The 12,676-nt window shown below is 62.8% G+C and carries 9 protein-coding genes; 1 reads left to right on the forward strand and 8 read right to left on the reverse strand.

What is annotated here, in order from left to right; translation table 11 throughout:
- Positions 1–91: 91 nt before the first annotated feature.
- The 4 genes from A9762_RS00170 to A9762_RS00185 form a co-directional block, all read right to left on the reverse strand.
- Entirely contained in the window at positions 92–1,000 is a 909-nt protein-coding gene (locus tag A9762_RS00170) for a glutamate/aspartate ABC transporter substrate-binding protein (RefSeq protein WP_069340035.1), read from the reverse strand.
- A 164-nt stretch (positions 1,001–1,164) separates the two neighbouring features.
- Entirely contained in the window at positions 1,165–2,451 is a 1,287-nt protein-coding gene (locus A9762_RS00175; protein WP_069340036.1) for a Glu/Leu/Phe/Val dehydrogenase, read from the reverse strand.
- Between the two features lie 207 nt (positions 2,452–2,658).
- Positions 2,659–3,615, reverse strand: a complete 957-nt coding sequence (locus A9762_RS00180; RefSeq protein WP_069340037.1) for a LysR family transcriptional regulator — start codon at positions 3,613–3,615, stop codon at positions 2,659–2,661.
- Between the two features lie 151 nt (positions 3,616–3,766).
- Entirely contained in the window at positions 3,767–5,677 is a 1,911-nt protein-coding gene (locus tag A9762_RS00185) for an ABC transporter ATP-binding protein/permease (protein WP_069340038.1), read from the reverse strand.
- Positions 5,678–5,839: 162 nt separating this feature from the next.
- On the opposite strand from A9762_RS00185, the gene A9762_RS00190 reads away from it, so the two are divergent.
- Complete coding sequence (locus A9762_RS00190; protein WP_069340039.1) at positions 5,840–6,259, forward strand: acyl-CoA thioesterase; 420 nt, start codon at positions 5,840–5,842, stop codon at positions 6,257–6,259.
- 83 nt (positions 6,260–6,342) lie between these two features.
- On the opposite strand, the gene A9762_RS00195 is transcribed toward A9762_RS00190, so the two are convergent.
- The 4 genes from A9762_RS00195 to A9762_RS00210 all read right to left on the reverse strand — a co-directional run bounded on the left by A9762_RS00195 (position 6,343) and on the right by A9762_RS00210 (position 12,642).
- Positions 6,343–7,110 carry an enoyl-CoA hydratase gene (locus tag A9762_RS00195; protein ID WP_069340040.1) on the reverse strand — a complete coding sequence of 256 codons (768 nt, stop codon included), beginning with the start codon at positions 7,108–7,110 and terminating at the stop codon, positions 6,343–6,345.
- Between the two features lie 65 nt (positions 7,111–7,175).
- Positions 7,176–8,375, reverse strand: a complete 1,200-nt coding sequence (locus tag A9762_RS00200) for an acetyl-CoA C-acyltransferase (RefSeq protein ID WP_069340041.1) — start codon at positions 8,373–8,375, stop codon at positions 7,176–7,178.
- 17 nt (positions 8,376–8,392) lie between these two features.
- Positions 8,393–10,837 (reverse strand): 3-hydroxyacyl-CoA dehydrogenase/enoyl-CoA hydratase family protein, encoded by a 2,445-nt coding sequence (locus A9762_RS00205; RefSeq protein ID WP_139133006.1) that lies wholly within the window; start codon positions 10,835–10,837, stop codon positions 8,393–8,395.
- Between the two features lie 17 nt (positions 10,838–10,854).
- Positions 10,855–12,642 carry an acyl-CoA dehydrogenase C-terminal domain-containing protein gene (locus tag A9762_RS00210; protein WP_069340042.1) on the reverse strand — a complete coding sequence of 596 codons (1,788 nt, stop codon included), beginning with the start codon at positions 12,640–12,642 and terminating at the stop codon, positions 10,855–10,857.
- Between the last annotated feature and the right edge of the window lie 34 nt (positions 12,643–12,676).

The raw sequence follows: 12,676 nt of genomic DNA on the forward strand, positions 1-12,676 counted from the left end.
TTGCCTTACTTAAAAAGAAGCGGAAGGATCGACTCCTTCCGCTTCGGCATTACCTGCTGACTTAGCTTGGCGATTCGTGAAGCCTGTCGGCTTACTTGGCGCCTTGCACGTCTGCGCTGTCGTTCGGCGACTTCCACAGTGCGGCCATTTCAGCCGACGGCGGGAAGTCCATGTTCACGCCGTTCAGCGCCGGAATCGGCTGCTGGAACCACTTGGCGTAATCCTTCTGCGCCTGGCCCGACTTCTGGTAATCGGCGACGGCCTTGTCGACCACCTTCTTGAAGGCCGGATCGTCCTTGCGCATCATGCAGCCGTAGGCTTCGTACGATTGCGCCTTGCCGACGATGCTGTAGTCCTTGGCGTCCTTGAACTTGGCACGCTCACCGGCGAGCAGGGCGTCGTCCATCATGAAGGCAACGGCACGGCCCGAGTGCAGCGTAATCGCCGCTTCACCATGGTCCTTGGCGCTGGTGATGTTCATACCGAGGTTCTCGGTCTGATTCATCTTGCGCAGCAGTTGCTCGGAAGTCGTACCCGCCGTGGTCACGACGTTCTTGCCCTTCAGGTCAGCGAAGTCCTTCACGCCCGAGCTGTTCTTCGTCAGCAGACGGGTGCCGATGATGAAGAACGTGTTCGAGAACGCAGCCTGCTTCTGACGATCGGCGTTGTTCGTGGTCGAACCGCACTCGATATCGATCGTGCCGTTCTGAACCAGCGGAATGCGGTTCTGCGACGTGATCGGGATCTGCTTGACGTCCAGCTTCGTGAGCTTCAGTTCCTTCTTGACTTCAGCAACGATCGCTTGCGCGACATCGTTGGCATAACCGACGACATTGTGGTTGTTGTCATAGAACGAGAACGGGATCGACGATTCGCGATTTCCCAGCGTAATGACGCCGCTGTCCTTGATCTTCTTGAGGGTACCTGCTTCCTGAGCCTGGGCAGCACCTGCCATCAAGCCAACACAGCACATCGCCAACGCAATTTTCGAGAGGGTCATTCCTTGGTCTCCTTGGCACAAAACGAATGCATTTTAGCACTGCATTTGCCCATTTTTTTATTCTCGAATGTTCGGAACGCACGTCTTTTTTAACGTAACTCGCTCCGAACATTCTGTTTTACGCATTAATGCGTAATACTACCTAGATGCCCGGCAGCCCCCGATCAGGGGTACAGGCCGCGCATTTCACGGGCTTGCAGAATACGGCTACACGCCACGATGAATGCGGCTGTACGCAGGGAAACCTGATGTTCCTGCGCCACGTGCCACACGCCATCGAACGCTTCGCGCATGATGCGTTCCAGACGATGGTTGATCTCTTCCTCGGTCCAGAAGAAGCTCGAGAAATCCTGCACCCATTCGAAGTACGAGACCGTCACGCCGCCCGCATTGGCCACGACGTCCGGCACGACGAGAATGTTCTTGCTACGCAGAATGTCGTCCGCAGCGGTCGTCGTCGGGCCGTTGGCGCCCTCGACCACGACCTTGGCGCGGATCTGGTCGGCATTCTTTTCGGTGATCTGGTTTTCCAGAGCGGCCGGAATCAGGAATTCGCAGTCGAGCGACCAAAATTCTTCGTCCTTGAGGACTTCGGCTGCCGGGAAACCGCCCACGCCGCCGGTCTCGGCCACGTGTTTGAGCAGGTTCGGCACGTCGAGGCCGTCAGACTTGTAAATGGTGCCGGTGTGGTCTTGCACACCGATGACATGCGCGCCAGCTTCGTGGAACAACCGGGCAGCGATACCGCCCACGTTGCCAAAGCCTTGCACGATCACGCGCGCACCGCGCACATCCATGCCCAGACGGCGGGCCGCTTCGCAGCTCACCACGAACACGCCGCGGCCGGTCGCTTCGCGACGGCCCAGCGAGCCGCCCAGCGAGATCGGCTTGCCGGTCACGACGCCGGTGGCGGTGGAACCCTCGTTCATCGAGTAGGTGTCCATCATCCACGCCATGATCTGCTCATTGGTGTTGACGTCCGGTGCCGGAATGTCCTTCGTCGGCCCGATGATGATGTTGATTTCGCTGGTGTAACGACGCGTCAGACGCTCCAGCTCGCCGCGCGAGAGCTTGCGCGGGTCGACACGGATACCGCCCTTGGCGCCGCCGTAAGGCACGTTCACCGCAGCGTTCTTGACCGACATCCAGGCCGACAAGGCCATCACTTCCGAGAGCGTGACGTCCTGGTGGAAACGCACGCCGCCCTTACCGGGGCCGCGCGACGTGTTGTGCTGGACACGATAGCCCTCGAAGTGGGCGATGGTGCCGTTGTCGAGTTCGATCGGGCAGTCGACGACGAGGATACGCTTCGGGCGCTTGAGGGTTTCGACCCAGCGCGAGAGCGAACCGAGGTAGGGGGTGACCCGGTCGACCTGTTGGAGATAGTTACCCCACGGACCGAGGTGTTCGGCGTCGAGGTAGGAAGGCAAGGCATGTGACGTTTGAGACATCGTTGGATTCTCCGGCTTCAATCTGCACCGCCGGCACACACCGCGCCAGCGACACGAATGGCTGGCACTTTACAAAGAACCGCAAAGAACAATCCAATGCCGAATAAACATGCAACTATGCAATTCCTGCATAGTTGTGAGCGACCCGGCTTTTCGCTGCTACGTCAGGCATTGCGCCGCGATCGCCGGTGAACGCACACATCGCCGTCAGCCTTTCACCTGATCCTGAACGGCCTGCCAGAACGCTTCGACGACATCGCGCTTGGTGCGCTCGCGCCGGTTGCTTGCGTCCGTGTAGGCGAGCCGGTCGCGGTACAGACGAATTTCCATGTCCAGGTGCCACGGCGCCGACGCCTTGCCCGGCTGCGCCAGATCGATCAGTTCGCCACGCGCGACCGAATCCACGACCGCACTTTCCGGCAGGAATGCCACGCCGTGTCCGGCCAGCACCATCGCCTTGAGGGCTTCGGCCATGTCCGTTTCGTAGACCTTGTCCAGATGCGGCCGGGTCGACGGATCGCCGACGAGCAGATCCGCCATGCGACCGAGATAGGCATTCGACGTATAGGCCAGATAGGGCACCGGGGCCTCGGCCGTGCCCGGCAGTCTGAAACGCGCCCGCTTTTGCGACGAGGGCGCGCTGTAGGGACTGAAGCGCTCGCTGCCGAGCACGATCATTTCATAGCGCGCCGAGTCGAGCTGGAGCGGCTGGCTCGGATGGTAGTAGCACATCAGCAGATCGCAGCCGCCGTCGGTCAGCGACATGGCCGCGTCGTGCACGTTGAGCGCGCGCAGGCGAGAGCGCAGCAGTCCCAGACGCTTCTCCAGCAACTTGAGCCAGCGCGGGAAAAACGTCATCGACAGCGTATGCGGTACCGCGAAGTCGATCACCGAGTGATCGGCGGAGCGTTGCTCACGCAGCAGCGCGCGTGCCTCCTGCGCCTGCGCGAGCAGCGTGAGTGCCTGCTCGTAGAACACCTCGCCCGCTGGCGTCAGGCGTGTGGGATAGCTGGAACGGTCGATCAGCTCACTGCCGAGCCACGCTTCGAGCGACTGAATGCGTCGTGAAAACGCCGGCTGCGTCACGTGACGCAATTCGGCAGAGCGGCTGAAACTGTTCGTCTTGGCGAGCGACACGAAGTCTTCAAGCCATTTGATTTCCATGCGGTGCTCCCGCGCAGGCGATGGGCGATGTCAGCGCGCTAGTCTACTCAATCGCGGCGCGAGGCGACAGGCCCGTGCCCCGCCCGGGCATCCCCCGGGCCTCCACGTGCGGCACGCGCCACCCGCTTGCCATCGCCTTGCGCTGCGCCGCTCAGGACACCACCGTAGCGAAATGCGACGCCTCGGCATCCCCTTCCCCGCCGCGTCGTTGCTGTTGCAGCGCCCACATCTGTGCGTAGAGGCCCTCGGCGCGCAGCAACTGATCGTGCGTACCCCGCTCGACGATACGCCCCTTGTCGAGCACGATGATCTGCGCCGCGTGGACCACCGTCGAGAGGCGGTGTGCGATGACGAGCGTCGTACGCTCGCGAGCGATGTTGCGCAACTCCGTCTGAATCGCCTGTTCCGAGCGCGAATCGAGCGCCGACGTCGCCTCGTCGAAAATCAGAATATGCGGATTCTTCAGGATGGTGCGCGCGATCGCCACACGTTGCTTCTCACCGCCGGACAGCTTGAGCCCGCGCTCGCCGACCATCGACTCGTAGCCAGCCGGCAAACTCTCGATGAAATCGTGAATATGCGCGGCACGCGCAGCGGCAATCACCTGCTCGCGCGACGCCGACGGATCGCCATACGCGATGTTGTAGTAGATCGTGTCGTTGAACAGCACCGTGTCCTGCGGGACGATGCCGATGGCCGCACGCAGCGAATCCTGCGTGACGTCGCGAATGTCCTGTCCGTCGATGCTGATGCGCCCGCCGTCCAGGCCGGGGAAGCCCACGTCGTAGAAGCGGAACAGCAAGCGCGAGAGCGTCGATTTCCCCGAGCCGCTATGACCCACCACGGCCGTGGTCGTACCGGCGGCAATGGTGAAATCGACGTCGTGCAGAATCTGGCGCGACGGCTCGTAACCGAAGTTCACATGCGTGAAGCGCACCGTCCCGCCATTGCACACCAGCGGCTGCGCGCCGGGCGGATCGGCCACTTCACGATTGACGTCGAGCAGCGTGAACATGCGATCCATGTCCGTCATCGCCTGCTTGAGCTCGCGATAAATCACGCCGAGGAAGTTCAGCGGAATGTACAACTGCAACATGAACGTGTTGACGAGCACCAGATCGCCGAGCGTCATACGACCGCTCATCACACCTTGCGTGGCGTGCCAGAGAATCAGGACCAGACCGCTGGCGATGATGACCTGCTGGCCGAAGTTCAACACCGAGAGGGAATTCTGCGAGCGAATCGCGGCGGCACGGTAACGCTTGAGGTTTTCGTCGTAACGCTGCGTCTCGAACGCCTCGTTGCCGAAGTACTTCACCGTCTCGTAATTGATGAGCGAATCGATGGCGCGCGCGTTGGCCTTCGAATCGAGCTCGTTCATCGTGCGACGGAAATGCGTGCGCCACTCCGTCACTTTCACCGTGAAGACAATGTAGAACGCCAGCGCCACGAGCGTGACGATGGCGTAGAAGGCGTCGTAACGCACGACGAAAAAGCCCAGCACCAGTCCCACTTCGATGAGCGTGGGCAGAATACTGTAGAGCGAGTACGAGATCATCGACTGGATGCCTCGCGTGCCCCGCTCGATGTCTCGGCTCATCCCGCCTGTCTGACGCTCCAGATGGAACCGCAGCGACAGCGCGTGCAGGTGCCGGAACACCTTGAGCGCGATCTGGCGCACGGCGCTTTCCGTCACCTTCGAGAACAGGATTTCGCGCAGTTCCGTGAATAGCGACGTCGACAGGCGCACCAGCCCGTAAGCGATGACCAGCAGCCCGAGACCGCCGACCACGATCAGGCTCGGGTCGTTCGTGGCGCGCGCGGTGGCCGAGAGCGAGGCGACGGGGCTCAGCGCGTCGACGATGTGCTTCATGAGGACCGGCACGCCAAGGTTGGCGACTTTCGCGAGGATCAGGCACGAGAGCGCCAGCGTGACGCGTCCCCGGAATTCCATCAGGTAGGGAATCAGCGACTTGATGACTTGCCAGTCGCCGCGCGGGGCTCTGGCATTGGGCGTGCTGGAGGCCGCCGGCGCGGGCTCGGCCGGAGTGAAACGTCTCATGATGGGGATGTGGCGGCGTCCGGCTCGGATGAGGGCTTTCCGCTAGAATCGGTGATGCCGTATTTTCGCAGAACCCGGCGACGCCTGCTGAGCCCCCGATAAAGTCCGGGGAACGGCGCAACGCCCCCGCCGGGCAGCTTTCCCGCACGATCAAGGACCCACATGAGCACCCCGACCCCTGCCCTCACCGCCCTGCCCGAAGAAAAAGAACTGGCATTGCGCGTCATGCCGATGCCCGCCGACGCCAACGCCCATGGCGACGTATTCGGCGGCTGGATCATGTCGCAGGTCGATATCGCCGGCTCGATTCCCGCCGCACAGCGCGCCAACGGCCGTGTCGCCACCATCGCCGTCAATTCGTTCCTGTTCAAGGAGCCGGTGTTCGTCGGCGATCTGCTCAGCTTTTACGCCACCATCGTGAAAACGGGCAATACGTCGATCACCGTCTACGTGGAGGCGTACGCGCAGCGCATGCGCCTGTCGCACGAGATCGTCAAAGTCACCGAGGCCATGGTCACCTACGTGGCCACGGACGAAGACCGTCGCCCGCGTCCGCTGCCCAAGCTCGACGTCGCCGCCTGAACGTCTGGTCTTCCCGCGCAACGAAAAACGCCGCCGTCTCGTGAACCGAGACGTGCGGCGTTTTCGCACTCAAATGCGGAAAATCAGGAAAACTGGCTGAAATCCGGTTTGCGCTTCTCGAAGAAGGCCGTAAAGGCCTCACGCGCCTCCGGCGACAACAAGCGCTTCGCGAACTCCACGCCCTCCTCGCCGATGCGTGACTGCACGTCACGCGCGCCGTCGGCCTTCATCAACTGCTTGGTCACGCGCAGCGACCCGGCGGGCATGGCCGCCAGTTGCGCAGCACGCCTGGCGGCATACTCGAACAGCTCACCCGCCGGCAGGATACGGTTGACGAACCCCATCGCGACCGCCTCGTTCACATCGAACGGCTCACCGAAGAGCAGCTTTTCGGCCGCACGCTGATAGCCGGCCACACGCGGCAGCAGCCAGCTCGACGCCGCCTCCGGGCACAGCGCCAGTTGCGAGAACGGCAGCGAGAAACGGGCCGAATCGGCCGCGTAGACCACGTCGCAATGCAGCAACAGTGTCGTACCCACACCCACGGCATTCCCGGCCACGGCAGCCACGATCGGCTTGCTCGCCTGGCTGATCGCCCGCAGGAACTGGAACACCGGCGCGCTTTCGTCCTTCGGCGGGTTCTTCAGGAAGTCTTCAAGGTCGTTGCCGGCCGAGAAGGCTTCCGGCTGGCCCTGAATCAGGATCACGCGCAGCGACGCATCCGCCTCGGCATCGTTGATGCCGTCGGCAAGCGCCTGATACATATCCGCGGTGATCGCGTTCTTCTTGTGAGCGCGGTTGAACGTCAGCACCTGAACCGCGCCCTGACGCTGCACCAGTACGTCTTCCATCGTTGATGTCTCCTCGATATCGGGCGGGTAAAAACCGGGCACCGCCAACACGCGGTGCCCCTGTCTTACATACGCTCGATGATGCCCGCAGCCCCCATGCCGGTACCCACGCACATCGTCACCATGCCGTACTTCAGGTTGTGACGACGCAGCGCATGCACCACGGTCGCGGCGCGAATCGCACCGGTCGCGCCCAGCGGGTGGCCCAGCGCAATGGCGCCGCCCATCGGGTTGACCTTGCTGGTGTCCAGATCCAGATCCTTGATGACGGCGAGCGCCTGTGCGGCGAACGCTTCGTTCAGTTCGATCCAGTCCATGTCCTGCTGGCTCAGCCCTGCGGCACGCAGCGCCGCCGGAATCGCTTCCTTCGGACCGATGCCCATGATCTCGGGCGGCACGCCGCGCACGGCGAACGACACGAAACGCGCGAGCGGCGTCAGGTTGAACTGCTTCAGGATCTTCTCGCTCACCACGAGCAGCGCACCGGCGCCGTCCGACGTTTGCGAGCTATTGCCTGCCGTCACCGAACCCTTGTTCGCGAACACCGGACGCAGCTTGCCCAACCCTTCGATGGACGTATCGGGACGCGGACCTTCGTCGAGCGAAAGGGTACGCGTCTTGACCGAAACTTCGCCCGTCGCCAGATTCGGGAAACGTTCGACGATCTCGATCGGCGTGATCTCGTTCGTGAACTCACCGGCCTGCTGGGCCTTGATGGCTTTCTGGTGCGAGGCGAGCGCGAAGGCGTCCTGCGCATCGCGCGTCACGCCCCACTGCTGCGCGACCTTCTCGGCGGTGAGCCCCATGCCGTAGGCGATACCCACGTTCTCGTCACGCTCGAAGATCGACGGCGAGAGCGACGGCGTATTGCCCATCATCGGCACCATGCTCATGCTTTCGATGCCCCCGGCGATCATCGCGTCCGCTTCGCCCACACGGATGCGGTCGGCGGCCATCGCCAGCGCAGTCAGACCCGAGGCGCAGAAACGGTTGACGGTCACGCCGCCAACGGTATTCGGCAGGCCGGAGAGCAGCGCGCCGATACGGGCGACGTTCAGGCCTTGCTGGGCTTCAGGGATCGCACAGCCGATGATCGCGTCTTCGATGACCTTCGGATCGAGATCCGGCACCTGGGACAGCGCGCTCTTGAGGATGGTCGCGAGCAGATCGTCCGGACGCGTGTTCTTGTAGCTGCCCTTGGGAGCCTTGCCGATCGGCGCACGGGTGGCGGCAACGATGTAGGCGTCTTGCAGTTGTTTGCTCATGTCAGTCTCCGATCGGCTTAGTTGCGCACCGGCTTGCCGGTTTGCAGCATGCCCATGATGCGTTCCTGGGTCTTCGACGTGCCCAGCAGTTCGATGAAGGCGCGACGCTCGAGCGCCAGCAGCCATTCCTCGTTCACGAGGCTGCCCGCTTCCACGTCGCCGCCGCACACGGCTTCGGCAATGCGCGTAGCGATCAGGAAGTCGTGCGCCGAGATGAAGTTGCCGTCACGCATGTTCACGAGCGACGCCTTGATCGTCGACACGCCCGAGCGTCCGGCGACCGGAATGCCGGCCGGCTTGAGCGGCGCACGGTAGCCGGCGAGCGAGAGCGCACGCGCCTCGTTGCGAGCGACCGACAGCAGCTCGTGCACGTTGTAGACGATGGTGTCCGACGGCTTCAGATAGCCCATGTCGCGGGCGTCGATCGCCGAGGCCGAGACCTTCGCCATCGCGGCATTGGTGAACGACTTCGTCACGAACTGGAGATACTGGACGCTGCCCGCCGCCGTGGCCGCTTCGGCCGCGCGAATTGCGGCTTCCTTCAGCCCGCCGCCGCCCGGCACGAGGCCCACGCCGACTTCCACCAGACCGATGTAGCTCTCCAGCGCCGCCACACGCTTGGCGCTATGCAGCAACAGTTCGCAGCCACCGCCCAGGGCGATGCCCGACACGGCGGAGACGACCGGCACCTGCGCATACTTCACGCGCATCATGCCGTCCTGGAATTTCTTGATGAACGGCTCGATGCCCTTCGCGCCGCCCATCATGAAGGCGGGCATGGCCGCTTCCAGATCGGCGCCCGCGGAGAACGGACCGCCCGGCGCGCCCAGCTTGAGCGACGTCGGCTGCCACACGACCACGCCGCGATACTGCTGCTCGGCCAGATCGATGGCGCGGGTCAGACCGTCGATGACGTCCGGTCCGATGGTGTTCATCTTCGTCTTGAACGAGACGATCAGCACGTCGTCCTGTCCCGGCGTCTCGTCGACCCACAGCCGCACCGCGTCGTTTTCTTCGATGGTCTTGCCGAACTTGCGCGGATCGGCGCTGCCGTCGCCCACGAGCGATGCCGGGAACACCTGACGCTGGTACACCGGCAGCTTGCTGCGCGGCACGAAAGCATCCTTGGCCGGGTTGTACGAGCCCTCAGCCGTATGCACGCCACCGGCGTCGGCCACCTTGCCGCTCGTCACCCACTTGGGCAGCGGTGCGTTCGACAGGGCCTTGCCCGCATCGATGTCTTCCTGCACCCACTGCGCGATATCCTTCCAACCGGCAGCTTGCCAGTCTTCGAACGGCCCCGTGGTCCAGCCGAAGCCCCAGCGAATCGCGAAATCGACTTCGCGGGCATTGTCGGCGATCTGCTCCAGATACACGCCGATGTATTGGAAGACGTCGCGGAACACGGCCCACAGGAACTGCGCCTGCGGATTCGTCGACTCACGCAGCAGACGCAGACGCTCGGCCGGCGCCTTCTTCAGAATGCGCACGACCATCTCGTCGGCCTTCTTGCCCGACTCGACATACTCGCCCGATTGCGGGTCGAGCACCTTGATGACCTTGCCGTCCTTCTTGTAGAAGCCGGCGCCCGTCTTCTGCCCCAGCGCGCCCTTTTCCACCAGTGCCTTGAGCACGGGCGGCGTGGCGTACGTCGGTGCGAACGGATCGTCCTTCAGGCCGTCCTGCATCGTCTTGATGACGTGCGCCATCGTGTCGAGCCCGACCACGTCGGCCGTGCGGAACGTGGCCGATTTGGCACGTCCCAGCTTGCTGCCGGTGAGATCGTCGACGACATCGAACGGAATGCCGTACTTCTGCGCTTCGGCGAACACCGCCAGAATCGAGAAGACGCCGACACGGTTGGCGATGAAGTTCGGCGTGTCCTTCGCGCGCACGACACCCTTGCCAAGCGTGGACGTGAGGAACGTTTCGAGTTGATCGAGAATCGCCGGCTCAGTGGTTGCGGTCGGAATCAGCTCGACCAGATGCATGTAGCGCGGCGGATTGAAGAAGTGCACGCCGCAGAAGCGCGACTTCAGGTCGGCATCGAAGCCTTCCGAGAGTTCGGTGATCGACAGGCCCGACGTGTTCGACGCGAAAATGGCGTGCTTGGCCAGATGCGGCGAGACCTTCTTGTACAGGTCGTGCTTCCAGTCCATGCGCTCGGCAATGGCTTCGATCACGATATCGCAGCCGGCGAGCTTCTCGAGATCGTCTTCGTAGTTCGCGGCTTCGATGAATTGCGCGTCGGCCTTGTCGGCGAACGGCGCGGGGCTCAGCTTCTTCAGGCCGTCGATGGCGCGCGTGACGATGCCGTTCTTCGGGCCTTCCTTGGCCGGCAGATCGAACAGCACGACGGGCACTTTCGCGTTGACGAGGTGCGCGGCGATCTGCGCGCCCATCACGCCGGCGCCCAGCACGGCGACCTTGCGTACGACCAGGGGTTTGTTGGTTTGGCTCACGGTAATCTCCTCCGCTCTCAGAACAGGTCGACGTCGACTTCCATCAGCGTCTTCGCACCGGCACGGGCCATGCGGATTTGCGACGCGGTCTCGGGCAGCAGCTTGGCGAAGTAGAAACGCGCCGTCGCGAGCTTCGACGCGTAGAACTTGTCGCCGCTACCTTGCTTGTCGAGCGCGATACGTGCCATGCGCGCCCAGAAGTAGGCAAACACGAGATGGCCGACCACGCGCTGATACGGCACCGAGGCCGCACCCACTTCGTCCGGATTGGCCATCGCCTTCATGCCGATTTCCATCGTCAGCTTCTGGACCTTGTCACCGATATCCGCGAGCGGATTGATGAACTCCTGCATCTCTTCCTTCGTACCTTCGGCTTCGACGAAGTCCTGCACCAGCTTGCCGAACTTCTTGAGCTTCGCGCCCATGTCGCCGAGCACCTTGCGCCCGAGCAGGTCGAGCGCCTGAATCGAGTTGGTGCCTTCGTAGATCATGTTGATACGCGCATCGCGCACGTACTGTTCCATGCCCCACTCGGAGATGAACCCGTGACCGCCGTAGATCTGCATGGCGTGGTTCGTCGACTCGAACGCGTTGTCCGTCAGGAAGGCCTTGATGATCGGCGTGAGCAGCGCGACCAGATCGGCGGCTTCTTTACGCTCGGCTTCGTCGCCGTGCGAGAGTTCCTTGTCAATGTGCAGCGCGGTCCAGTACGAGAAAGCGCGACCGCCTTCCACATAGGCCTTTTGCGTGAGCAGCATCCGGCGCACGTCCGGATGCACGATGATCGGATCGGCCGGCTTGTCCGGTGCCTTCGGACCGGTGAGCGAGCGCATCTGGATGCGTTCCTTCGCGTACACCAGCGAGTTCTGATAAGCGACTTCGGTGAGGCCCATGCCTTGCATGCCCACGCCCTGACGTGCGGCGTTCATCATCACGAACATGGCATTCAGGCCCTTGTTCGGTTCGCCGACGAGCCAGCCCTTCGCGCCATCGAGGTTCATCACGCAGGTGGCGTTGCCGTGGATGCCCATCTTGTGTTCGATGGAGCCGCACTTGATGCCGTTACGCTCACCCGGTGCGCCGTTGGCGTCGGGGATGAACTTCGGCACGACGAACAGCGAGATGCCCTTCGTTCCCGGCGGGGCATCCGGCAGACGCGCCAGCACGAGGTGAACGATGTTGGCGGCCATGTCGTGCTCGCCCGCCGAGATGAAGATCTTGGTGCCGGAGATGGCGTACGAGCCGTCGCCGTTCGGCTCGGCCTTCGTGCGCAGCATGCCCAGGTCGGTGCCGCAGTGCGGCTCGGTCAGGCACATCGTGCCCGTCCATTCGCCCGAGACGATCTTCGGCAGATAGGTGGCTTGCTGTTCGGGGGTACCGTGCGCGTGCAGACACTCGTATGCGCCATGCGACAGGCCCGGGTACATCGTCCATGCCTGATTGGCCGAGTTCAGCATTTCGTACAGGGCGTTGTTCACGACCTGCGGCAGTCCCTGCCCGCCGAACTCCGGATCGCAGGCCAGCGACGGCCAGCCGGCTTCGACATATTGCTGATAGGCCGCCTTGAAGCCCGTCGGCGTGGTGACGACACCGTCGCCTTCGTATTTGCAGCCTTCGCGATCGCCCACCTGATTAAGCGGGAAGATCACTTCGCTACAGAACTTGCCGGCTTCTTCGAGCACCTGATTGATGGTGTCGGCATCGATGTCCGCGTGCTTCGGCATCGCCTTCAATTCGTTTTCCACGCCCAGCAGTTCGTGCATCACGAATTGCATGTCGCGCAGCGGCGCGTTGTACTGTCCCATGACCTTCTCCTCCGAACAAATCGAATCGAATCGC

The organism is Pandoraea sp. ISTKB, from assembly GCF_001721285.1.
GTDB lineage: Bacteria > Pseudomonadota > Gammaproteobacteria > Burkholderiales > Burkholderiaceae > Pandoraea > Pandoraea capi.

Coding starts and splice junctions, on each gene's coding strand:
- A9762_RS00170 (WP_069340035.1), bottom strand. CDS start 1,000: ATGACCCTCTCGAAAATTGCGTTGGCGATGTGCTGTGTTGGCTTGATG.
- A9762_RS00175 (WP_069340036.1), bottom strand. CDS start 2,451: ATGTCTCAAACGTCACATGCCTTGCCTTCCTACCTCGACGCCGAACAC.
- A9762_RS00180 (WP_069340037.1), bottom strand. CDS start 3,615: ATGGAAATCAAATGGCTTGAAGACTTCGTGTCGCTCGCCAAGACGAAC.
- A9762_RS00185 (WP_069340038.1), bottom strand. CDS start 5,677: ATGAGACGTTTCACTCCGGCCGAGCCCGCGCCGGCGGCCTCCAGCACG.
- A9762_RS00190 (WP_069340039.1), top strand. CDS start 5,840: ATGAGCACCCCGACCCCTGCCCTCACCGCCCTGCCCGAAGAAAAAGAA.
- A9762_RS00195 (WP_069340040.1), bottom strand. CDS start 7,110: ATGGAAGACGTACTGGTGCAGCGTCAGGGCGCGGTTCAGGTGCTGACG.
- A9762_RS00200 (WP_069340041.1), bottom strand. CDS start 8,375: ATGAGCAAACAACTGCAAGACGCCTACATCGTTGCCGCCACCCGTGCG.
- A9762_RS00210 (WP_069340042.1), bottom strand. CDS start 12,642: ATGGGACAGTACAACGCGCCGCTGCGCGACATGCAATTCGTGATGCAC.